This is a genomic window from Paenibacillus sp. MER 99-2 (assembly GCF_023714095.1).
Classification (GTDB): domain Bacteria; phylum Bacillota; class Bacilli; order Paenibacillales; family Paenibacillaceae; genus Paenibacillus.
Genome location: NZ_JAMAUZ010000003.1, coordinates 588,419 through 612,240 on the forward strand (window position 1 = coordinate 588,419; position 23,822 = coordinate 612,240).

At 46.7% G+C, this 23,822-nt stretch carries 16 protein-coding genes; 9 read left to right on the top strand and 7 right to left on the bottom strand.

Features of this window, described 5'->3' with window-relative positions:
- Positions 1-1,032, bottom strand: coding sequence for an ABC transporter substrate-binding protein (locus M3636_RS17575; RefSeq protein ID WP_251383382.1), 1,032 nt, complete (start codon positions 1,030-1,032; stop codon positions 1-3).
- 92 nt (positions 1,033-1,124) lie between these two features.
- Positions 1,125-2,780, bottom strand: coding sequence for an AraC family transcriptional regulator (locus M3636_RS17580; RefSeq protein ID WP_251383383.1), 1,656 nt, complete (start codon positions 2,778-2,780; stop codon positions 1,125-1,127).
- A gap of 484 nt (positions 2,781-3,264) precedes the next feature.
- On the opposite strand from M3636_RS17580, the gene M3636_RS17585 reads away from it, so the two are divergent.
- Positions 3,265-4,290: a LacI family DNA-binding transcriptional regulator gene (locus tag M3636_RS17585; protein ID WP_251383384.1), complete on the top strand. Its 1,026-nt coding sequence runs from the start codon at positions 3,265-3,267 to the stop codon at positions 4,288-4,290.
- Between the two features lie 207 nt (positions 4,291-4,497).
- The gene (locus M3636_RS17590) at positions 4,498-7,893 is read left to right on the top strand and encodes a GH36-type glycosyl hydrolase domain-containing protein (RefSeq protein ID WP_251383385.1); all 3,396 of its coding nucleotides are present in this window, start codon (positions 4,498-4,500) and stop codon (positions 7,891-7,893) included.
- A 182-nt stretch (positions 7,894-8,075) separates the two neighbouring features.
- Here M3636_RS17590 and M3636_RS17595 read toward each other — a convergent pair whose 3' ends face one another.
- Positions 8,076-9,278, bottom strand: coding sequence for a methyltransferase domain-containing protein (locus M3636_RS17595; protein ID WP_251383386.1), 1,203 nt, complete (start codon positions 9,276-9,278; stop codon positions 8,076-8,078).
- A 306-nt stretch (positions 9,279-9,584) separates the two neighbouring features.
- Between M3636_RS17595 and M3636_RS17600 the strand changes: the two genes are divergently transcribed.
- Positions 9,585-10,082, top strand: coding sequence for a GNAT family N-acetyltransferase (locus M3636_RS17600; RefSeq protein ID WP_251383387.1), 498 nt, complete (start codon positions 9,585-9,587; stop codon positions 10,080-10,082).
- A 19-nt stretch (positions 10,083-10,101) separates the two neighbouring features.
- The gene (locus M3636_RS17605) at positions 10,102-10,890 is read left to right on the top strand and encodes an SDR family oxidoreductase (protein ID WP_251383388.1); all 789 of its coding nucleotides are present in this window, start codon (positions 10,102-10,104) and stop codon (positions 10,888-10,890) included.
- 210 nt (positions 10,891-11,100) lie between these two features.
- On the opposite strand, the gene M3636_RS17610 is transcribed toward M3636_RS17605, so the two are convergent.
- Together M3636_RS17610 and M3636_RS17615 are read right to left on the bottom strand one after the other, a co-directional pair.
- Entirely contained in the window at positions 11,101-11,649 is a 549-nt protein-coding gene (locus tag M3636_RS17610; RefSeq protein ID WP_056702081.1) for a GNAT family N-acetyltransferase, read from the bottom strand.
- 33 nt (positions 11,650-11,682) lie between these two features.
- Positions 11,683-11,940, bottom strand: a complete 258-nt coding sequence (locus M3636_RS17615) for a DUF2164 domain-containing protein (RefSeq protein WP_128103846.1) — start codon at positions 11,938-11,940, stop codon at positions 11,683-11,685.
- A 262-nt stretch (positions 11,941-12,202) separates the two neighbouring features.
- On the opposite strand from M3636_RS17615, the gene M3636_RS17620 reads away from it, so the two are divergent.
- A complete protein-coding gene (locus M3636_RS17620; protein WP_251383389.1) occupies positions 12,203-13,942 on the top strand; it encodes a glutamine--tRNA ligase/YqeY domain fusion protein in 1,740 nt (579 codons plus the stop codon).
- Between the two features lie 1,316 nt (positions 13,943-15,258).
- Here M3636_RS17620 and M3636_RS17625 read toward each other — a convergent pair.
- Entirely contained in the window at positions 15,259-16,485 is a 1,227-nt protein-coding gene (locus M3636_RS17625; RefSeq protein ID WP_128104634.1) for an MFS transporter, read from the bottom strand.
- Between the two features lie 116 nt (positions 16,486-16,601).
- Here M3636_RS17625 and mobA point away from each other — a divergent pair, with 116 nt between their 5' ends.
- Positions 16,602-17,213 carry a molybdenum cofactor guanylyltransferase gene (mobA, locus tag M3636_RS17630; RefSeq protein ID WP_164848802.1) on the top strand — a complete coding sequence of 204 codons (612 nt, stop codon included), beginning with the start codon at positions 16,602-16,604 and terminating at the stop codon, positions 17,211-17,213.
- A gap of 206 nt (positions 17,214-17,419) precedes the next feature.
- Here mobA and M3636_RS17635 read toward each other — a convergent pair whose 3' ends face one another.
- Entirely contained in the window at positions 17,420-18,403 is a 984-nt protein-coding gene (locus tag M3636_RS17635) for an AraC family transcriptional regulator (protein WP_128103843.1), read from the bottom strand.
- Between the two features lie 309 nt (positions 18,404-18,712).
- Between M3636_RS17635 and M3636_RS17640 the strand changes: the two genes are divergently transcribed.
- The 3 genes from M3636_RS17640 (at position 18,713) to M3636_RS17650 (ending at position 23,701) form a co-directional block, all read left to right on the top strand.
- The gene (locus M3636_RS17640; protein WP_251383390.1) at positions 18,713-20,722 is read left to right on the top strand and encodes a beta-galactosidase; all 2,010 of its coding nucleotides are present in this window, start codon (positions 18,713-18,715) and stop codon (positions 20,720-20,722) included.
- Between the two features lie 94 nt (positions 20,723-20,816).
- Positions 20,817-22,604 carry a sensor histidine kinase gene (locus M3636_RS17645; RefSeq protein ID WP_251383391.1) on the top strand — a complete coding sequence of 596 codons (1,788 nt, stop codon included), beginning with the start codon at positions 20,817-20,819 and terminating at the stop codon, positions 22,602-22,604.
- Positions 22,604-23,701: a response regulator gene (locus M3636_RS17650; protein ID WP_251383392.1), complete on the top strand. Its 1,098-nt coding sequence runs from the start codon at positions 22,604-22,606 to the stop codon at positions 23,699-23,701. The genes M3636_RS17645 and M3636_RS17650 overlap by 1 nt, the downstream gene beginning before the upstream one ends.
- The last annotated feature ends 121 nt before the right edge of the window (positions 23,702-23,822 follow it).

Sequence of the window (23,822 nt, forward strand, 5' to 3'; positions counted from 1 at the left end):
TTATTTGCGGTTCTGCTTTGCCCGCTCCACGATCATGTCGGCGAATTCTTCGGCTTGGCCTTGGATCGCAATCGGATCAAAGTACCAATAGCGATCTTCTTGCAACTCATAGACTTGATTATTCTTCACTGCCGGAAGGGACTTCCAGATGGAATCTCCTTGATAGTTTTTATTGTTCTCACCTACGGTTAGGAAAATATGATCTCCCGCATAATTACCAACGACTTCGCGTGAGATCTCTTTCCACTGGGTATCACCCATGAGTTCTTTTTTGGTGATCTCAAGAGGGGCTAGTTGTAATGCGCGATATACGGCTTGTCCACCTCGACCAAAGTTGTCACCATAGCCATAGTAGCTCTTATCAGATACTTCGAGGATGGAGAAGGTTTCCTCCGGTTTGATGACCGTATTCACTTTGGCACGAGCGGCTGCGATGCGTTCCTCATACGTTTTCAGCCAAGTTTCTGCTTCCTCGGTTTTGTTCATCAGTTCGCCAAACCCCCGAATCTCGTCCTGCACATTGGTAAATGTTCCGTAGGGAATGACTACAGTAGGTGCGATTTTTTGATAATTCTCAATCTCTGCTGCCTGGTCAGAGTAGGTAATGATTAGGTCGGGGTTCAAGGAAATGACTGCCTCCATAGATATAGCATTCCGATCACCAATACTTGCTATGCCCTCCACTTGATCTGCATAGAATGGATTTTCCAAATAGTATTGAACAGCACCAACAGGTTTCACACCTAGGGCGAGCAGATCACTTACGTACATATCTGTAACAATCCGTTTCGGTTCAGCTGGAATCTCGACATCTCCGCTTAATGATTTGTAGATACGCGTAGCATTGGATGAACTGTCCGAAGCGGCTGTAGAATCTGTGTTAGTCTCTGAAGAGCTGGCTGTATTTTCTGTTCCTGCAGCCGAGGTCTGTTCGGTGACAGTCGAGCCTGTACCACTGCTACACGCAGCCAGAATCATAGTAATAGCTAGCACAATCAGCAAGCCAGCAAAGCGTTTTTTTGCGACAAACATAGTCTATATCCCCCTGTATATAATCAATAATGATTATTATTCTCATTAATAAGATAGAGGAAGAGTTCTCATTTGTACATGGACGGCTATGATCATTGATCCATGGACAAATGTGATGTTAACTGATGCATGATATGTTTTAGTTGCTCAATCATAGAGATCGGATCGAATCCATAGAACATGTCATCACTGATGGTGTAGACTCGATTGTTCCGAATGGCCTCCAGATTGCTCCAGCACGCCTGATGAAGTAAGTGATCGACGGCTTCACGCTGGGCTAGTTCGGAGGGATACGACATGAAGATATAATCTGCTGCATACAGATGAACCTCGGATAAAGGGACATGTGCATATCCCGTGAGTAAGTGACCCTCTCTTTTCATGTGAGCAGGAGGAGAGAAACCAAGCGATTGATACAGCACATATGAAGCTCTTCCCCAGCCTTGACCGTAGATATAGGCTCCGCTCTCCTCATTCCAGAAGATGCATACGGCTGTTCCACGTGCAGTCCCCAGGCAACGATCTAACGTAAGGTTGGCTTCTTGTTGAAGTGTATCGTAATGGGTTAACCAATGTCTGGCATTAGCCTCAAGCCCGGTTATTCGTCCGAGTCTTAGCAATTGTTCTTGCCAGTCAAGTTCCTCAAAAGGCAGCAGGATTGTAGGTGCAATCTGCCGTAGCCTGTCTAGATTGGCATGTGGTGCATAACCCACAATTAGATCCGGATCGGCATCTGCTATGAGATCCAGATTGTGAATAAATTCATGCTCGCCCCGCTGTTCAAATTGATCCATCCCTTGTTCTTGTAAGCGATCCCTCATCCAGCTAGCAACAGCACCCATATGGGGGATCTGACCTAATGCAATCAACGACGCGGTATAATTGAACGTAAGTGAGATAATTTTCTTCGGCTTTTTCCGGTAAAGTGTCGGCGCAGAACCAACGATCTGTTTGAATTTGCGGCTCAAATAAAAGGTATCGCGATATCCTGTCAGCTCTGCCAGCTCCTGTAGAGAAGGATTCGAGAGCAGAAGATGTTCTTGCGCAATCCGAATGCGAAGTCGAGTAATATACTCGACAAACGTAAGTCCCGTCCTTTTTTTGAACTCTCGGGAGAAATGCTCTGGACTGATACTGAACTCTCGTGCTAATTGCTCCCGGGAGAGAGGGTGTGTATACATGTCATGAATACGTTTGATCGTAAGATCCAGCCAAGAATGATTCTCCTGTGAAATGTGCCCGACTTGTTCCTGTAATGTTGCGAGTAATTGATAGAACAACATATGTATTTTAAAAGAATTGTGAGCCTCTGGAGTCATGCAGGTTTGAGCCAAATCATATATGAAGTCAGTCATACTATGGCTTGTTAAAGACGTGACCGAACCAAACGGCCAGGTATCTACTTCCTGCTCCATTGGTTCAAATGCGATAGCAAAGCCCTGTAGCGGAGATAATGAGCCACGTTTACGCTCATGTTGAAGGTTAGTTCCTGCTCGCCGTACAATGACTGAGCCTGTATCTACTGTAAATTGTTCGTTTGCAGTGCCTAGTCTGGCTTGGCCCGCTGTCACAATATAGATGGTGTGCAGCTCGATCCATAATTGATCCGTTCGAGAGAGAGCTTCTTGATCGTGGATCTTTACAAGATACCGAAGTTTGTACATAGCAGAGGGTATGGAACAGATTTCATGCAGATGAACAGATGCAGGTGGCGTCTTGCTGTAGAAGCCGTGCTCCGAATTGCGCATAAACAATGATCTCCTTTGATCGTCTAAGTTAATAAGCAGTATAACCTATAACGAAGCGAAGTGGACGGCAACATGTGGAAACATTTAATTCGATTAAAATTGGAAAAAGAGGTTGAAATCGCTACCAACTCAGACTATAATGAAAATGTCGAAACGTTTCAATCTGCTGTTTATAAGCGTAATTAACGGTTTTCTGTATTTGGAAAAGCAAGATAAATGATATTTATACGTATAATATAATGTTGATAGAATGATAATAAATATCTTGTTAAGCTTAGTAGTAGAGGGTTTTTGAAGCAATGATGTGGCATTTTTTCGGAGAGTGTTCGAAACGTTTCGAATTGATGTCGAAGCATATCCTATGAGTGCCAAAGTACCCCACAACCGTAGAATTATATTAGTTATAGTGGTTGTCACAACCCATTACAGTATAAAATGTAGCTAATAAGAGAAACTTGGTCAAGGTAGAAGGAGCGAACGTAGAATGGCGACGATTAAGGATGTGGCAAAGCTAGCAGGCGTAGCGCTCTCGACAGCTTCCTATGCGTTAAACGGGGATAGCAAGGTGAGTGCGAAAACGAAGAGTAAGGTGCTTGAAGCAGCACGTGAACTGAATTACCGCAAAAATGGCTTTGCCATGGACCTGAAGCGGAGCCGGACGAATACGATCGCTTTGATTTTGACGGACTTGTCTGGTCCGTATTATTCGGAACTGATTCGGAGTGTGCAAGATGTAGCGCTCGCTAACGGATATGATCTGATTGCGTGCAGCTCTATGGGTGAGCGTGATTCCACGGCCGTTCGATTTTTGCGTGAAAAAAGGGTAGATGGTGCGATTATACTCGCACATAACATCCATGATGATATTTTGGTAGAATCAGCAGGATCACGTTTTCCAATCATTGTGATGGATCGTCACCTCTCAGGGGATCATCTGGTGAACGTCCTGGTGGACGGGGAACAGGGTGGCTACCTTGCTACGCGCCATCTGATTCAGGAAGGGCATCGCACCATTGCCTACATCAGTGGACCGTCCAACTCGTATGACAATGCCCTGAGATATCAAGGATATCTTAGAGCTATGCAGGAAGCTGGGCTTGAGGAACGTTCGAAGTGGAAGCTGAGTGGTAGTTTTGTGCGTGAAGGTGGATATAGTGCAACCAAAATGATGATGCTACAAGGCGAGCTTCCATCGGCTGTTTTTTATGGTAATGATGAGATGGCGATTGGTGGTTTGAAGGCATTCGAGGAAAGCGGCATATCCGTTCCGAATGACATTTCAGTTGTTGGTTTCGATGATATTCAGCTGTCGGAATACGTGCATCCTCCGCTTACAACAATCCGTCAGCCTAAGCATGAAGCGGGATCACTGGCAGGACATCTGTTATTCCAGATGCTGAACGGTGAAGCTGTGAATCCATCATATACGTTAACAATTGATATGGTGGTACGACGTTCCGTGCAGTCTGTTCAATCAAGTAATGACACACAACCCATACAGCCTGCCTAACAATCGGCGGTAAATGCTCGTAATGGTGTGGCTTTGGAACATATAAGCAAGATATGGCTAAAAATGATTCACAAGTGCGCAGTGAATAAAGGGGTTCATCGTCGGGATTAGGCTTAATATGCTCGATCCTTAGGGAATCCCTATTCTTTTTCAGACAATTCGAAACGTTTCGAATTTGAGTTTATATTACATCAAGGAGTGGATTAGATGACAACGATGACTAATGAATCGATCCGGCTGACTGCCGGAGAACTGACATTTACCTTTTTGAATAGTGGAGATCTGTATCAGGCGACTTCTGGCACAACGATGCTGAACCAGTTGCTTAGCAACCCGATTGATGGGTCACTGAATAACCTGTACCTACGGGTGTTTGAGGGTAGCAACATTCATGCTGTTCCATTGCTCGGAGCACACTCCAATAGCAAAGTCGTAAAAAGTAAGTCCTTGCCAAGCAACCAGCTAATCTGGGAAGGTACAGTAACATTGGATGGCAAAGAGCAAGAGATTGATTATCAGGTTGTGTTTACGGCTACTGCGCAAGGGATCTGGTTCTGGGATGTGAAGCTTCAGGGACAACACGATCATGTGGATGTCGTGTACGGACAAGACGTAGGTCTTGCCGATCCAGGTGCAGTACGGAGCAATGAGGCGTATCTGTCACAATATATCGATCACACCGTATTTGAAGATGCAACCAAAGGGTATGTTGTATGTTCCCGTCAGAATCAGCCTCAAGGCGGCGCATTTCCGTATATGCAGCAAGGTTCGCTGACCAAAGCGGTAGGCTACTCTACGGACGGATTCCAGTTCTTCGGTCTGTCTTACAAAGAAACCAATAAGCCTGAGGGCTTGAGTCACCCAATGCTCGCTAATGAGACATATCAGTACGAATTCGCCTACACGGCGCTACAGTCGGAAGCCTTGAAACTGGATGGAGAAGCACAAGTTGTTTTCTACGGACTCGCGAAGCCAGATCATCCCACAGGCATCTCTGCCCTGGAATTTGGGGATGAAGTAGCGGCAGCTTGGAATAAAGTTCAAGCAGATTCTGTTCAGCATGGCGAAACGTTGGAGCAAGTGAAACGGTCTGCACGCCTTGGCGAGCCGCTGGTGACGGTTGAACTGACGGAAGAAGAGATTAATCACTTGTTTCCTGAACGGCATCAGGAAGAGCGCAGCGGAGAATCCCTGCTATCTTTCTTCACGGGTCGTTACGAGCATGTTGTTTTAAAAGCAAAAGAGTTGCTCGTAGAACGTCCGCATGGTCATATTCTGATGAGCGGTGGCAATGTGAAGCTCGGAGCACAGGTGATCACGACAACATCATACATGTACGGTATTTTCAACTCCCAGCTTGTCATTGGGAATACGAATTTTAATAAAATGATCAGCAATGCCCGAAACGCCCTGAACGTACCTAAGACAGCAGGACAACGAATCTACGTGGAGCTGGATGGGGTCTATCGTTTGCTGACCATGCCATCGCTCTTCGAAATAGGTTTCAACTATGTACGCTGGATGTACAAAACCGAATCGGACACATTCATCATTACAAACTACACGGGTACAAATACAACCGAAGTACGTATGGATGTGCGTTCAACGAGTGGTCAGGCGTACCGCTATCTGGTAACGAGCCAAGTGACGATGAATGTGAATGAATATGAGTATCCGCTACATATGGAGCAGGACGGCAATACGTTGATCTTCACAGCAGACTCCCAGGCGATTAGTGCAGGAACATATCCTGACTTGCAATATCGAATGACAGTGGAAGGTGCTGCCTTTAACGTGGGCGACGAATCCTTGCTGGCAAGCGGTGTACGCAGCGGTAGTGCATCTCTGGTTACACTCAGTCTGGAGGAAAGTGCTGAGTGGACGCTAACGATCCAAGGAATACTTGAAGGTCAAGCAGAGGATTCGGCAGCAACGCTTGATTCAAGCCTGACGTTTGAAGAAGAAGTTCAGGCGTATCGTGAATTTTTCGCGGGTGTTATGAATGGGTTCCGCCTATCGCGCGGTGAAGGTCAGAATGCAGAGGATCTATTTAAAGTTAATGCACTGGCATGGTGGTACACGCACAATATGCTGGTTCACTACTCTGTGCCTCACGGATTGGAGCAATATGGCGGAGCAGCATGGGGTACGCGGGATGTATGCCAAGGACCTGTTGAGTATTTCATGGCAACGCAAAAATATGAGCAGGTAGCCGATATCATCAAAATGGTCTATACCCACCAATATGAAGATGATGGTAACTGGCCGCAGTGGTTCATGTTTGATAAATATTTTGCCATTCAACAGGAAGAGAGTCATGGCGATATTATCGTATGGCCGCTCAAAGTACTTGCAGACTATCTGACAGCGACTCGCGATTATGGGATTCTGGATGAGAAGGTGCCGTATACCGTTAAGCATAGCTTCGGATTTACAGAAAAGACAGCAACGGTGCTGGATCATGCCAAAAAAGAAATTGAATATATCCGTGCCAACTTCCTGCACGATACATTCTTATCTTCCTACGGCGATGGCGACTGGGATGATACGCTCCAGCCGGCGAATGCGCAGCTCAAGCAATACATGGTGAGCAGCTGGACAGTTGCCCTAACTTATCAATCCGTGAACGTGCTCTCCCAAGCGCTGCAATCTAAGGATGCGGAATTTGCACAGGAGCTTGAAGTGCTGGCACAAGGCATTCGTGAGGACTTTAACCGTTACATGTTAGGTACAGATGTAATTCCGGGGTTTGTGTACATGGAGGAAGCGGATCAAGCGAAGTTGATGCTGCATCCAACAGATACAGAAACAGGTATTCAGTATCGTCTGTTGCCTATGACGCGCAGCATGATTGGCGAATTGCTGAATGCGGAGCAGGCTGAATCACACTATGCCCTGATCCGTGAGCAATTCCTATGCCCGGATGGCGTACGTCTGATGAATCGTCCGGCTCAATATGCTGGCGGTGTGAGCAGTCACTTCAAACGAGCCGAGCAGGCGTCCAACTTCGGACGTGAGATTGGTCTGCAGTATGTGCATGCGCATATCCGTTACGTGGAAGCTATGGCGAAGCTGGGCAAGACGGATCAGGTATGGAATGGTCTGGCGATGATCAACCCGATCGGTATCAATGAGGTTGTGCCGAATGCGGAGATCCGTCAAGCGAACGCCTACTTCAGTAGTTCTGACGGTAAATTCAACACACGCTATGAGGCGCAGGAACATTTTGACCAGTTGCGTAAAGGAAATGTACAGGTGAAGGGTGGATGGAGAATCTACTCCAGCGGCCCTGGAATCTACATGAACCAACTGATCTCGAACGCACTTGGCATCCGTCAGGAGGGTGGAGATCTGGTCATTGACCCTGTATTGCCAGCAGAGCTGGACGGTATGCAGTTCGAATTCGAGTATGCGGGTGAGCCGGTGACATTTATCTACCACTTGAGTACAGGTGCAGTTAACCGTGTGACGGTGAATGGCCAGGAGATCCATGCGGAAAGCACGATTAACCGTTATCGTCAGGGCGGTGTCTGCATCTCGCAGGAGACGTTCAAACAAGCACGTGGTGCTGCAGAGCGTACAGTTATTGATATTTATATGTAATGTGTAATCAGGAGAGAGGCAAATAATACACAATCTTGTTGGTACTCTCTTCTGTCCCCTATACACTAAAAAGAAGCTCTACCTTGATCAGTGGAAGTAAGTCTGTCCATTTACAAGGGGGGCTTCTTTTCTTTATATATGAGGATGGAAATCCAATCGAACTTAATGAGATTTTCCGCTGCCTATCGCAGTGGGACGGCCAGCACAGTATGCAATAGCTCATTGTACCGGATATGCTTCGTCACATACCCATGGCTCTCCAGCCAACCGCACAGTTCATTGAATAGGGGAAAGTGCCGCTCTCGAACAGCGCGTAGCCATTCTTCCTGTCCAGTGTGCTTAACTTGATCCGTAAATGCATTCCGGTGGTCAACATCTGTGAACATAAGGTCAGTAAGGCAGATACGTCCCCGCGAGGTTAACACCCGCTGCATTTCCTCCAGTGCCAGTAGCTGCTGGTCGGGGCTTAGATGGTGGAAGGCGAAGCTGGATACAACAAAATCAAAGGAATCTCCCTCAAAAGGCAGTGCCAGAAAATTGCCGAGCTTCACATGCATCTCCGGGTATTTGTTGCGACAGGTACGCAGCATCTCCCGTGATTGATCGATGGCTGTCATGTCTGTGCCGTGCTGAAGCAGTTTCCCAGCCAGATTACCCGTTCCTGTACCAATATCAAGTCCTTTCTCTCCAAGGGCGGGAGAAATCCAACGAGCCGTCTGTTCGAGCGCTTCGTCATAGTTGTGATAGAGATAAAAGGAAGACTGTACCGTATTATTGGAGTCACTTAACGTGGAATGATCTGTATCTGCATTATGATGTGGGTGTGGAACTTCATGCTCATCGCTTATAGGCGGGGCGTAATTCGAATGATGCTTGCCCTCTGAATTGGCTCGTCCATTACTGACGCTGTCCGCCACCTGCACTCTCTCGTCATGGATGGCGGCCTGCGTGTCGTAGTTCCAGCGGTCATGCCAGTTCTGCCTCGCTTCACGCAAGCGGCGTGAGCTGTCTGCAAGCACATGCAGGTGACTGACATCCAGTGGCCCCTCCTGACGATTCAGATCAATCATGCGCTGGGTGGTATCCAGCATACGTTTGAGTTCGATCCACTGAGCGTACATGACGGCTTGTTGCAGCTCCAAGTATTCTTCCAGCCGTTGTTGATTACCTTGGTCGATCTCTCCGATGGCGTGCGCGATATCCTCAAGGGACATGCCGATCTCACGGAGCGCGACAATGGTCTGTAAGCGCCATATATCATTCTCTGTATAACTTCGGTATCCGTTGTCCGTCTGTTTCACAGGGGATATCAATCCTTTTTCCTCATAAAAACGAATCGCCCTCGCGGATATGCCAAGCCTGTCTGCTGCCTCCTTGATGTTCATCCTGCTGCACCTCCTTGTACTTTCAGTATAAACCATGACGTTACGTTAAGGTTAAGCGTTACTTTTAGATTATCTGCAGGCTGTGCAAGAAAGCAGTAGTAGAAGTTATAGTCGCTTGAGATTTTAGTCCAGTCTGAGGCTATGCTACAATATAGAATAACGTAGTCTTCAACACTCCTCTATCTATTCGTGGGACATCGCCGTATGGGATGAGTTGCAAGACTAGACCGTGAAACGAACAAACTTATCTCTATGGGAACGCTGTAATTCGCAGCGATATATTATTGCATGAAAGGTTGCGCGATTATGTTAACAAGCCATACCTATACGATTCGACCATCCGAGATCCAAGATACGCGTCAATTGATGGATTTGGATGCGCTGGTGTGGGACAAAAACACTTCACCTGCACCGTTTCAATGGCGATCCAGACAGCAATATCTACAGCACTGTCCTCCGGGGTCTCAGTTAATCGCCGTACAGGGAGAACGCGTATGTGGTTATGTTGGTTTCCACCCAGCGACAGCAATGCCTGTTAATCAACATGTGTATGAGATTAATATTGCAGTTCATCCCCATGATCGCCGCTGTGGGATTGCGACAGCGTTGATGGATTCGATGAAGCAGCATGCGCGTGAGCAGGGAATTAGGAAGTTACGGTTACGCGTGTTATCGAGTAATCCGGGGGCTATCGCTTTTTACACACAATGTGGCTTCTTAACAGAAGGTAGGTTAGTGTCTGAATTTTATATTGACGGGAAATATGTAGACGACATTCTGATGAGTTATTTTATCGAAGCATAAGCGTGAAGGAGGAATAACGATGGATATGGGACTTCAAGGGAAGAAGGCACTTGTACTCGCGTCGAGTCAAGGACTAGGCAAAGCGGTGGCAGCTCAACTGGCGGCTGAAGGCGCGGATGTGATGCTTGCAAGCCGGAACGAGGAGAAGCTGATGGCGGTTAAGGAAGAACTGCTTGCGGCTGGTGGTGGCGGACGAGTTGAATTTTGTGTAACCGATGTGACACGTAAGGAAGATATCGAAGCTCTGATCCGCAAGACAGGCGAATTATTTGGTCGGATCGATATTCTGGTGAATAACTCAGGCGGGCCGCCCTCAGGTACCTTTGAATCGCTGACAGATGAAGACTGGGAGCATGCATTTGAATTAAATGTACTCAGTTATGTGAGAGTAATCCGTGGCGTTCTTCCCTATATGAAGGAGAGCGGCGGCCATATCGTAAACATCGCCTCTACCTCAGTGAAGCAGCCGATTCCAGGGCTAATTCTATCAAACACCTTCCGTACAGGTGTATTTGGTATGGCGAAGACATTATCACAGGAATTAGCGCCGTATGGCATTTTGATTAACACCGTATCCCCGGGACGAATTGGCACGGATCGAATACGTGATCTGGATGCTGCGCGGGCAGAGCAGAACGGAATCAGTATTGAAGAAGTGGGTGAGCAATTCCGTAAGGAAATACCACTGGGGCGTTACGGACAACCGGAGGAGTTTGCTAAAGCGGTCGTGTTCCTTCTATCTGGTGCCAATACGTATATTACAGGAGCTTCCCTCGTGGTAGACGGAGGTATGGTACGAGCACTCTAGATAGGTCTGAGTCAGGCGTTAGATATAATGGGAACATACTCAAAGGTATAATAGTGAAATCCCCTCTATGGTCGATATAAACGAATAGAGGGGGTTCATTGAGTTGTAGATCATATTTTGCAGTCTAGGTGTAGTTCAAATGTTGATTTCATCCATGTCATAATTTCGTATAGAAGCGAGGAACTATGAAATGGATTCGTATGTACTAATTTAGCGCAGAAGTTCCCACTCATGCTGTAACATGCCATATACAGCGTGATTCACATAGCCCTTAGGCAGCTTCTCTGCTTGGCGAATGACGCCCTCCAGCACGAATCCAAGCCGCTCTGGAATCGCTCGACTACGTTTGTTATTGGTTGCCGAACGAATCTCCACTCGGTTCAGGTCCAATGTTACTAGCGCATAATCTACGAGCACCCGGCACGCACTGGTCATCAATCCTTGCCCCTCGTAACCTTTTCCAAGCCAGTATCCAATACTTACGGAGCGATTCGTCCAATTAATTTCATGGAAGCCAATGATGCCTGCAAGCTCACCTTTTAACCATACACCTGCGGTAAATCCACCATTTTCAGCACCTTGCTTCAAGGCATTGGTAATAAAATTTGAGGTATGCTCGATTTCGGTCACATGATCCACCCATGGTAGCCAGTGTCTTAATTGATCCCGTGAACGATCTGTAAGTTCAAATAATGGTTTCGTGTGCTCCATCGAGAGAGGGCGTAGTTCAGTATATTCATCCAATGAATAGGTAAACATGAGTGCAACCTTCTTTCTTAGTCAATTTAGGGTTTAACGGGACTTAGGGGGCAATTTGCGTTCTAACGCAAACAGATCCTCTTCCAGCGAGGCCATACGTTGATTCGCGGTGGTGCGTGCATCAGAGATGGCCTGATTATATATGTAGGGAGCGAGCTGGGTCATGAATAGATCCAGTACACCCCAAGCTGCCAAATCGCCCAGTTCTTCGCCGCGTTCCTCTTCGAAATACGACTGGATGGTGCGTATGGCGTCATCCTGCTGTTCTTTGGTCAGTTTTAGCGTGTTCAATTGGGAAACCCTCCCTTAAAATTTGGTTTTATTATCATGCTACATGATTCGTGCGCACCCGTCAAAATGGTTATAGGCCTATCTTGAATGCGTTTGATCCTGACTTTGGTGCCGTTCTTTATTGAACTCATCCTCCGTTAAAGGTATATTTAAATGAAACGCGTACGAAACTTTCCAGAAAGCAACATGCACTGGTTTCTGTCTTCGTATATCCAAAGGATGATAGCGGAATTGCTGCAATTCCTGAAGCTCCAATCCATTTATGAAAGGTTTGATAGCTGTGGACAATCGTACCACCCCACCTAACTTTATCAAAAATATCATCACCGAAGATCTCCGGTCTGGAAAAGTCCAGGAAGTTATTACCCGTTTTCCTCCGGAACCGAACGGTTATCTGCATATCGGACATGCCAAAGCAATTTGGATTAACTTTGCGCTGGGCGGCGAGTTTGGCGGCAAGACGAATCTTCGCTTTGATGACACGAACCCGGTTAAGGAAGACGTAGAATATGTACAATCCATCCAGGAAGACGTGAAATGGCTCGGATATGAGTGGAATGAGAAACGTTTTGCTTCGGATTATTTTGATGAGATGTACAATCGTGCGGTCTTGTTGATTCAAAAAGGAAAAGCTTACGTTGACGACCAAAGCGCCGACGAAATTCGTCAAATGCGTGGAACGCTGACGGAGCCGGGCAAAAACAGCCCGTACCGTGATCGTTCGGTAGAAGAGAATCTTGACCTGTTCACACGTATGCGTGCAGGCGAATTCAAGAACGGAGAGAAAGTGCTGCGTGCCAAGATTGATATGGCTTCGCCAAACATCAACTTGCGTGATCCAGTAATCTACCGGATTTCACATGCACACCATCACAACACAGGTGACAAATGGTGCATCTACCCGATGTATGCTTTTGCACACCCGCTCGAAGACGCTATTGAAGGTGTGACGCACTCCCTCTGTTCCCTGGAGTTTGAGGATCAACGTCCATTCTATGATTGGGTCATCGCGGAGTGCGAGATGGAGAGTAAACCACATCAATACGAGTTCGGTCGCTTGAATCTGTCTCAGATGGTGACTAGTAAACGGAAGCTGAAGCTGCTCGTCGACGAAGGTCATGTAGATGGATGGGATGATCCACGTATGCCAACAATCTCCGGCCTACGCCGCCGAGGCTATACGCCAGAAGCCATTCGTGATTTCGTATTTGAGACAGGCATTTCCAAGAGCCAAGGGGTTATCGATATTCAAACGCTAGAGCACTTTGTACGTGAAGACTTGAAACTGAAAGCTCCGCGTACGATGGCAGTTCTGCACCCACTCAAGGTCGTGATTACGAACTACCCTGAGGGTCAAGTGGAATGGCTTGAGGCTGAGAACAATGTGGAGAATCCAGAGATGGGTAACCGTCAAATTCCGTTCTCCCGTGAGATTTATATTGAGCAAGATGACTTTATGGAGAATCCGCCGAATAAATATTTCCGTTTGTTCCCTGGCAACGAGGTTCGTCTGAAGCACGCTTACTTTATCAAATGTAACGATGTGATCAAAGATGCAGAAGGTAATGTAGTGGAGATCCATTGTACGTATGATGTGGAGACGAAGAGCGGCAGCGGATTTACAGGTCGTAAAGTAAAAGGAACTATCCACTGGGTGGAAGCGAGCCAAGCTGTACCTGCGGAATTCCGTCTGTACGAGCCATTGATCTCGGCTGAAGCACCGGAAGCAGACAGCGAACCAGAAGTAGTCGTAGCTGGGGCTGAAGCTGAGGTTGTGGAAGAGCAACCGGAGAAAACATTCCTGGATCAACTGAACCCGAATTCGCTTGAGATTGTTCACGGATACGTAGAACAGGAGATGAAAGAGGCGCAGCCTCAAGATAAATTCCAGTTCTTCCGTCACGGCTACTTCAGCGTAGATCCGAAGCATTCCGAGCCAGGTCGCCCGGTATTTAACCGCGTGGTATCACTCAAAAGCTCATTCCAACTGCCAAAAGCATAAGGTTAGTGGATGAAATAAGTGTCTGTTCATCAGCATGTTGGTGAGCAGACAAGTTATAAGATAGAGAAGGGGCATCCTATGTCATGGTCAATCATGATGAAGGGTGCCTTTTTAGTTTTTTAAGGGGGGAGGGGACTAGTTTAGGAATAGTCTGAGGATAGGTATAGGCGAGACTTTTAGCGTCAGCACAAGTGTAAAAATAAGCACGGGTATGGCAATGAGCATAAGAAGCAGAAATAGGTGTATGAGCATGACTGTCAGTACAAACTGAGTATGAGTATGGGAATTAGCGTTAGTACAAGCGGGAAGTGAAAAATGAACATGACCATCAGTACAAATAGAAGCAGATGCATGACCATGAGTATTAGCCAAGCATAAGTATGACCAATCAGTATGAGCGCCAGCACAAACAGAACACGGCTGACCATGACTTTCAGAAACAAGCACAATAATAGGCACAAGCACGACCAAGTGCTCCAGCTTGAGTATAAGCAGAATGTGGTCATGACCATGAGCATGAGCACAAGCCGAACATATCCATGACTATATGAGTCTCAGTATAAGCGCAATCAGAAACATGAGCATGCCCATGCGCATCAGCACAAACATAAAACTTGCGTATGAGGTAAGAGCCTAACGAATCGAGGACGCGCTATTTAAGTGTATTGGGGCGTTCCCACAATGTAACGAATCGTAGACACTTTATTTCGTCGTATGACCTATCTTTTTAGTAATTTAAAGGTCTTTTTCGTGCAATAAGGTTGCTGAGATTCCTTAGCTTTGAAATCTTCTGAAATTGTGGCAAATAAGACGTCTAAGGTTCGTTAGAATTAAAAGCAAGGCTGGGTTGGGAGGAAGGATACACTTAGATGACTTATAAATCGTAATTTGCACCACGTGCAGCTCCTAGCACGCGCTGCCCTGCTTCATGACTAATAAAGGTAAGGGACGATAATGTTACACCGTAACGAAGAGTTTAGCCTTACTACATGTCCTAATCTTTCGTTTTTTATAATGTTAGTTCTACACCAGTAACGAAGAGTTTAACCTTACTCCCCGCCCTTAATCTTTTGTTTGAATGTTTAAATTTTTATTTACACCATAACGGAGAGGACAGAATAAAGCTGGAGAAGCGTAGCGCTCGCCCACAAGCTTTCTGCAAGAAAGCTGCATCGTAAGCATAAGCTATCCCCGGATTTTAACCTTTGAAAAGGGGAATCCAAAAAATCCGGGGGTAACAGCGATCGGAAGATTGTTCTGTCATCGGAGTGATCCAGTGTAACTTTCGAGCTTATTCAACCTTTGCCAACAAAAGATTAACCATCACCCATTTCCGTCAACACAACAGGCTGATATCCATTCCGCCGATTAATCAGCCACATGATGGCGAAGCCTGCGGCACCAATCAGCGAGAAGAATACTCCGATGTTGTACATAAGTTCAGCACCGAAGCTCTGGAACAACCAGCCGCCAAACAAACCTGCGATGACGCCGGATAGACCGCCCCATGCCATCGTGTAGACGGCTTGACCAGAGGACCGATACGGTCTAGGAATAAACAGCATCGTGAGCTGTGTGCCTACATAGAAGTATCCACCGAAGGTAATGGAGTGCATCAGTTGAATGAGCACCACCTCAATTGGAAGGGTAGACTCAGCCATCAACTGCCAACGGATGGCGAACAGCAGACTAACCAGGACAAGCGAGGCGAGCAGGAAGCTCATCTTTCTTTTCAGATATCGATCCAGCAGTAAGAAGACCCCGACTTCCAGAATGGAAGACGTGAAGATCGCCCAGCCGACCATCTGTTTGTTGCCGCCCATCTCCGTAATATAGAGCGACATGAAAGTGCTATTCATCGCATTAGGCACGGATACAAGAACGCCAAGTCCAATGAATGCCATGAAATAGGGATTGAACATCACCTTACCGAATCGGCGGAATGTGACCACAGGCGTATCCGAAGCGATTGGTTGTCTGGGCAGAAATACGGAAAATGCAAAGGCAACGATGATCATACACGCGAAGACGATGGATACACTGCCTATGCCAAGTCGGTCAATTAACGGCCCGGCCGCCACCGCAGTCAGAGCCCACCCTAAGGAGCCCCAGAGACGGAAGGAACCAAACTTTTGCGAGGTACCGTCAATGTATCCAAGGATCAAACTATTGGTTTGAGCGAATAACGGACTTTGAAAAAAATAGAAAACGATCATGGCTGTATAGATCCAGGCATAGGTAGGTGCATGAAAGACAGCTTGAGAGAACACAAATGTGCCTCCCATCATAATCATCAGAATAATACGGATATTACGCGATTTATCGCTCCAGAATCCCCAGAACGGATTGGCAAACAAGGAGACAAACGGGCCGATCGCCATGAGGCTACCGATCTCTAATTTGGTCATACCAATCTCTTGCAAGTATAATTGCAGAAATCCGGCGAAGATGGAGATTGCTCCATAGATGAAGAAATTATATAGTTTCAGCGAGACCAAAGAGGGATTGCCTCTTCCGGGTGCATATTTATCCAATAGAGCCATTCCTTTCAGAATCATATTGTTCAATGTATCATTTGTTGTATGGGGTTTCAATGTATAGACTAAAAGCTACTTTTCCTTATCAAGCTTCGAAAATAATAGCACTGGAGGAGATCGTCGTGAATACAACGGATTGGACGGGTATCATTTTGGCAGGTGGGCAATCTAGGCGTATGGGATCGAACAAGGCACTATTATCGGTGAAGGGTTCGACGTTGCTTAGCCAAATCGCTAGTTCAATGATACCGGAAGTCGCCCGCATCATAGTTGCGGGTGGCTCTCATGTCGCCACATATGCAGAACTGGGCTATGAATGTGTTCAGGATCAATATCCCGGCAAAGGACCACTCGCTGGATTGCACGCAGCACTGCAAGCTTCGGACACGAATTGGAATCTCGTATGCGCTTGTGATATGCCATTGCTTAAACCTTCCTTTTTCGCAGGCATGAAGCAATTGGCTGAATCCAGCGATCCACATTCAGTCATTGTGCCACGAATATCGGGACGTGTTCATCCGCTTGCCGGTGTATATCACAGGCGTGTGCTTACAGAACTTACGCAGTGCTTAGACCAAGATCGGTTACGAGTCACAGGTTGGTTGGAGGAAATGAACCCCCTCTATATCGACGTGCAAGAACTGGAAAGCGTAGGTGTTCACGATGCGGTAGTGCAGCTAAGCAATGTGAACACACCAGAAGAGTACCAGTCTATTCGGAATCATGAACGTTAATTGTACCACTTAGCTCCGACATAACCTGTGATCTTTTAGAGGTTGTTCAAAAAGTCCGCTTTTGATTACGAAGTGCATCTTTACCGCCTTATCGCCCCCTGCTTCGTCACTTTCCCTTGACGTACCCCGGTACGCCTGCGGAAAACTTCTTGGCTTGGAACGGAAAATTTTCAAAATCTGCGTTCTTCGGAGTTTTCAGGCACGCCCTAATCGATTCCGTTCACGCTTGAAATCGCGCTGGAAGAATCGAGCGGAGCACTGCGGTTTTTTTTCAAGGTAGAGTTGCGATATTGGAGTGGGCTTTCACCTGTCCAACGTTTGAACTGCCTGCTGAAATGAGACAGATGGGTATACCCAAGCTTCCATGCAATTTCCCCTAGGGATAGCTCCGGTTGTTCGATGAGAACTTTGGCTTCCTGTAATTTAAGGCTTGATAGATATGCGCGCGGTGCTCGTCCGTATACTTTACGGAAGATCTGCAGACCATATCCTGGGCTGATCCCGAACGAAGCGATAATTTGCTCCACCTTTATCGTAGATACGTTGCCATCCTTATTTCTTAGCTGAGCGTGAAAAGCCTGCTTAATCGCTTCTGCAATCGCCCCTGCATAGTGCATAGCCGTCGGTGCGGGTGTATTGGGCGCAGATCCAGACATCGTAGAGACGGGTTCACGATCGGCTGTCTGGGACAAGAGTGCAAATAACTCAAACATCCGTGCCTGCATCATAAACTTATCTGTCGAAGTATAAGCCTCCGTTTGTTTAATCATGCCCATCCAGCTCTCCAGGATAGCGCGCATTTTCAGATTGTCCGGTGTGCCTGCCTCGTAGATTCGACTGTGTCTGGACATCAATTTTAATATAAATACAGGATCGTCCACATTAAAGTGAGCGCTAAAATAAGTCATGCCTGTGGTAGAGACACATTGATTCGTATGTTTGTATCCCGGAGGAATTAAGAGAATGTCGCCTTCTTCTACCAGATGTCTATATCCATGAATGATACTCTCTTGGGTGCCTTCCAGTATGAGCAGAAGCTCAAAGCCTGGGTGTGACTCCTCTGGCATCATCCAGCCCATCTGCACCTGCTGGCTATGTGCGCCGTAAAGCTTGATGTTGCAATCGATAATCGGCAGCCAGTGTGCCATCAGGTGTTGCGGCATTTCTCGAAGCTGTAATTTAGTTTCCATAACGTCACCTCGGAAAAGGGTAAAAACAACTCGCTTTGTACAATCGGCACCCTTAGTATACTTCATTATAATCAGTTTAACCCAGATATTCATAATCATTGGATTCTGGTAAGAAGTAGGGATAGCCTGCATATATAGTACACGGTTATTACTAGATATGTAAACGTTATCATTCTCAGAATCACGAATTGCCTGTTGGATATGTGGAGCATTGCCTTAATTGCTTTAAGTGCATGTTCAAAAGCGGACTTTTTGAACGACATCTTTAACGGAAGTAACATATTTTTGCCATCAGAAGGAGAAATTACAATGGACAAGTTATTATACGGTGTAGCTTACTACGATGAATATATGCCTTATGAGCGATTAGACCAGGACATTCAGATGATGAAGGATGCAGGAATTAACGTGGTACGTATTGCAGAATCTACCTGGAGCACGCATGAACCACAGAACGGAGTGTTCGATTTCTCTTCAGTGGATCGTGTTCTGGATGCGATGCATCAGGCGGGGATTCGGGTTATTGTAGGCACGCCAACGTATGCGGTTCCGACGTGGATGGTTAAGGAACATCCGAATGTGCTTGCAACAACGGTGCAAGGACAGGGAAGATACGGCGCACGTCAGATCATGGATATTACGAATCCAACCTATCTGTTCTATGCTGAGCGGATCATCCGCAAGTTGATCTCCAGAGTGAGCAAACATCCAGCCGTTATTGGATATCAGACCGATAATGAGACCAAACACTACAACACAGCTGGGGATAACGTACAGTTGCAGTTCGCCAAATATATGCGAGGCCAATTCAGCTCCTTGGACGAGCTTAATAAAGAGTTTGGACTCGACTATTGGAGTAACCGGATTAATAGCTGGGAGGATTTCCCTTCAGTTGTAGGTACGATCAATGGTAGTCTCGGTGCTGAGTTTGCGAAGTTCCAGCGTAAGCTCGTGACAGACTTCTTGGCCTGGCAGGTTGGCATTGTGAATGAATACAAGCAGGAGGGGCAGTTCGTTACTCAAAACTTTGATTTTGAATGGCGTGGATACTCCTACGGTATTCAAGGAGATGTAGATCATTTTGCCGCATCGAAGGCTTTTGACATCACCAGTGTAGATATCTATCATCCGTCTCAGGATGATCTGACCGGAATTGAAATCTCGTTCGGCGGCGACGTTGCACGTTCAACGAAACAATCCAATTATCTGGTGTTGGAGACGGAAGCTCAGGCATTCTGGCACTGGGTTCCATATCCGGGACAACTCCGCCTTCAGGCGTTCAGCCATCTAGCTTCTGGTGCGAATATGGTTGCGTACTGGCATTGGCATTCTATACACAATTCATTCGAGACGTACTGGAAAGGATTGCTTAGCCACGATTTTGAACCTAATCCGGTATACGACGAGGCCAAATCGATAGGCAGTGATTTTGCCAGACTCAGTCCACAGCTCGTGAATATGAAGAAGACCAACCGTGTGGCTGTTCTGTTTAGCAATGAGGCATATACCGCGATCAAGTGGTTCGGATTCAACTTTACCAGTGATAAGAACTATAACGATGTTGTGCGCTGGATGTACGATGAACTGTACAAAATGAATATTGGGTGTGACCTCATCGATCCATCCGTGGAAAGTTATGAAGGATATGATGTCATCATCGTGCCTGCACTATATGCTGCATCCGATGCTCTGCTGGAGAAGCTGAATCAATTCGTTCAGGATGGAGGCCATGTCGTATACTCCTTCAAGAGTGGGTTCACCAATGAACATGTGAAGGTTCGCTCGACCCGTCAACCGGGAATCATCAGCGAAGCGTGCGGAATTAACTACAGTCTCTTCGTTGAGCCGAAAAATGTTGCGTTGCGAGATGACCCTTTTGCCGTAGGAGAAGAGCAGAACCAGATCCACACCTGGATGGAACTCATTACACCGACCACAGCAGAGGTGCTGGCATGGTACGATCACCCGCACTGGGGACAATACGCTGCAATTACTCAGAACAGCTATGGTCAAGGAAAAGCAACCTATGTGGGATGCTTCACTAGCTCGGCGGTCATCCAGAAGGTGCTGGAGCGTGTGATGAAAGAAGCAGGCGTATGGGGGACGGATCAAGAGTTAGCTTTCCCAATCATCGTCAAGACAGGTGTGAATGAACAAGGCAACACCATCCGTTATTGTTTCAATTATTCCGATCAGCCTATTTCCTTCGTGCACGCACAGGAAGGCGGAACCGAGCTTCTTTCCGGAAATGCGGTAGATAAAGGTCAGACGATTGAACTGGAGCGGTGGGGAATTCAGATTATCGAGCAACAAGGGTAGCTAGCACGCCGCATAATAATTGAAAACAAAAGACCAAGACGCCCTCGGCAATATGCTGGGGCGTTTGTCTTATTTTTGCTTGGGAGTGGGCGCCGTGTTAACCGAACTTTATCGCAAGCTTACAGATCCGTTTAAACGTAGCATCCGCAACAAATTAATTCTCACGATGGCACTGCTTGCCGTGCTACCTGTCATTGTCATGACGGCGATGGCTGCGGAGAATACTCGTTCTTCCATGGAAGAGGAGATTATGCAAACGAACCGCGCTAATATGAACTGGGCTTCGATCTATCTGGGCGAGCAATTCGCCCGCATGAATAATATCGTCTACTCCATCCAGATCAGTGATGAGGTTCACCAATACCTTGCATTGAATAAGGATGCTTCGGCGGCAAGTCGGTTTGATGAGCAAAAATCCATGTTCAATATGTTAAACAGTGTCTATTACTCCGCTGGAAATTATGTATTTGGTGTGGAACTGTATTTGAAGGAATTAGATACGTTGTTCACCTTCAACTCGATGGAGAGCCGAATCAAAACCGTTACACAAATTCCGAAGGGGTATCGTGAGCTTTTTGATCAGCATAAGGACTTTACCATCATCAATGATGAGAGTGACCCGGATAAGTTTCATATGACTCGTAGCATGAACCGGTTTGAAGATCAGGAACAGATTGGGGCAATCAGTCTTGAAGTGAAATGGGCTGAATTCAATCAAACACTGGAGCTACTCGACACTCGGGGAGATTATTCGGTGTACATTGCAGATCGGTCAGGGGCAATTCTCTATCAGCCTGACCGCACGCAACCGCCATATACGGAAGCGCTGCAACAAGTAACGAAGTCTACCAATGAGTCGGGATTAATTCGCACAGCCAACGCGTACGTATTTTATAACTCCATTGAGCCATCGGGGCTACGTCTTATTAAAGTTGTGCCTGCCCATGTCATTAATGAGAGCGCGCTAGAAACGATGAAATACGGACTTGTGGTGGGCGGACTGGCGGCTGCATTTTCTATTGGGATTGCAGTTTTAGTAGCATGGCGCACCTCGAAACCGATTGTTAGATTGGCCAATGCCATGAAGGGCATTCGGCTTATTAAGGATAAAGAGGTGGTTCGCAGTGGAAGGGTGGATGAGATTGGGCTGCTGGAGAAAAATCTCCATGGCATGGCGAGCCGCATCCGTGAGCACATTCGGGATAATTATTTAATGAATTTAGAGAAACAGACCGCGGAGCTCAAAGCGTTGCAATCACAGATCCATCCTCATTTTCTCCAAAATACATTACAGATGATCGGCGGCATGATTTATTCACAGAAACCGGAGGACAGCTACAGAGTCATTCGTGCATTAAGCGAGATGTTCCGTTATATCGTCAGAGCCCCGGATGGTCTTGTGCCGCTACAATCCGAATTAGACCAATTAGAGCACTATATGTTGATTCAGAAACAACGATTCGCGAGCAAGCTGGAATACCGTCTGGAGATCGATGGCGTCATAGGTGACTGTTACATTCCTAAGCTATCCCTACAGCCTATTGTGGAGAATGCTTTTGTCCATGGTTTGGAGAAGAAGCAGGGAGAGTGGAAACTGAGCGTAGAGGTGATTCGTGAGCAAGATGAAGTGCTTATCCGAATCAGTGACAATGGCGTAGGGATCGATCAGGACAAATTAAGCGAGATGCAATCAAGACTGTCCAGGATGTCTCAACAGGGAGATCGTGTCTGGAGCACAGGTACAAGCATTGGTCTTGTGAATGCTGCGTCACGAATCGTAATGAATTTCGGGCCTGCGTATGGCATGAGAATTGAAAGTGAACAAGGACAGGGCACGAGAGTGATGATCCGTATTCCCTGTTCAACAGGAGGCGAACGCTGATGAGTAAGGGGCAAATGCAGTATAAAGTGTTGCTCGTGGACGACGAGCCGTGGAATCGAGATATTTTACGTAACCTGGGGGCGTGGGCAGAGCTTGGCATGATCGTAGCTGGTGAGGCGGAGGACGGTCAGGAGGCGCTACATTTAATTGGACAGCTTCAGCCTCATATTATCATTACGGACATGCGAATGCCCGGTACAGACGGTGTAGAGCTGCTACAGACGTTAAGTGCACAGTATCCGATGATTAAAGTGATTGTGGTCAGTGGGTATGACGATTTCAATTATGCGAAGCATGCGATCCGTCACCGCGCGGCAGATTATTTATTGAAGCCTGTGAATCCAGAAGAGTTAAATGCCGTATTAGCCAAGTGCTTACGCGAACTGGAAAAGACAGCATACGGGCCTGAATCCTGGGAGGCGTATTCGTCGGCCTTTGCTAGTGAGTTTTCGGTATTTCAACATCAGCTTCGGCTGCGCTTCAACGATCTGAATGCTGCAGGGCTTCAAGAATTGTTCCAGCAGTTGGAGAACACATTGGAGGTTACAGGGATTCACAGACCTCAGCAACTAGGGAGAATCGTATACGAATTGCAGACGTTGCATACAGAGCTTTGTGTAACCAATGCGTTGTGTGAGCAGCATTCATCCTCAGCTGTGTTGCCACCTGCCCATATTCTATCCTCCATCTCGACTGCTGTGGAATGGGTGGCTGCTTCTTATGAGCATGCGTTGGAGCAATTGATTGCACAGCGCAAATTCAAGAATCGGTTGAATCTGGACGAAGTGAAGCAATACATTGAGCAGCATTGCATGGAGCTCATTACATTGGAGCAGCTTGCACAGATCTTTTTTGTCAGCAAGGAATATATGAGTAAGGTGTTCAAGCGGGAATATGGCGTGAATGTGAGTGATTATATCGTACAGCTGCGTATGGCGAGAGCCAAAGAGTGGGTGCTAGATGACCAGATTCCGTTCAAACATATCGCAGAAATGACGGGATATGAGGACGTATCATACTTTTACCGTGTATTCAAAAAACATTTTGGGCTATCGCCTGGTGAGATGCGTAAGAGTCATACGAACTCATTCGACTAATACATGCCGTACACTCGTGTTTCTAGAATCGTGACTTGGATTAAGGTTTAAAATAATCCAATCCATGAGTCTAATTTTGTCCAATGAAGCGCTTTCATTTAGTGGTATATAATAATCCCAT

What these genes read in the sequence shown, in the direction of transcription:
- M3636_RS17575 (WP_251383382.1), bottom strand. Translation starts at nt 1,032, where the DNA reads ATGTTTGTCGCAAAAAAACGCTTTGCTGGCTTGCTGATTGTGCTAGCT.
- M3636_RS17580 (WP_251383383.1), bottom strand. Translation starts at nt 2,780, where the DNA reads ATGCGCAATTCGGAGCACGGCTTCTACAGCAAGACGCCACCTGCATCT.
- M3636_RS17585 (WP_251383384.1), top strand. Translation starts at nt 3,265, where the DNA reads ATGGCGACGATTAAGGATGTGGCAAAGCTAGCAGGCGTAGCGCTCTCG.
- M3636_RS17590 (WP_251383385.1), top strand. Translation starts at nt 4,498, where the DNA reads ATGACAACGATGACTAATGAATCGATCCGGCTGACTGCCGGAGAACTG.
- M3636_RS17595 (WP_251383386.1), bottom strand. Translation starts at nt 9,278, where the DNA reads ATGAACATCAAGGAGGCAGCAGACAGGCTTGGCATATCCGCGAGGGCG.
- M3636_RS17600 (WP_251383387.1), top strand. Translation starts at nt 9,585, where the DNA reads ATGTTAACAAGCCATACCTATACGATTCGACCATCCGAGATCCAAGAT.
- M3636_RS17605 (WP_251383388.1), top strand. Translation starts at nt 10,102, where the DNA reads ATGGATATGGGACTTCAAGGGAAGAAGGCACTTGTACTCGCGTCGAGT.
- M3636_RS17610 (WP_056702081.1), bottom strand. Translation starts at nt 11,649, where the DNA reads ATGTTTACCTATTCATTGGATGAATATACTGAACTACGCCCTCTCTCG.
- M3636_RS17620 (WP_251383389.1), top strand. Translation starts at nt 12,203, where the DNA reads ATGAAAGGTTTGATAGCTGTGGACAATCGTACCACCCCACCTAACTTT.
- M3636_RS17625 (WP_128104634.1), bottom strand. Translation starts at nt 16,485, where the DNA reads ATGGCTCTATTGGATAAATATGCACCCGGAAGAGGCAATCCCTCTTTG.
- M3636_RS17635 (WP_128103843.1), bottom strand. Translation starts at nt 18,403, where the DNA reads ATGGAAACTAAATTACAGCTTCGAGAAATGCCGCAACACCTGATGGCA.
- M3636_RS17640 (WP_251383390.1), top strand. Translation starts at nt 18,713, where the DNA reads ATGGACAAGTTATTATACGGTGTAGCTTACTACGATGAATATATGCCT.
- M3636_RS17650 (WP_251383392.1), top strand. Translation starts at nt 22,604, where the DNA reads ATGAGTAAGGGGCAAATGCAGTATAAAGTGTTGCTCGTGGACGACGAG.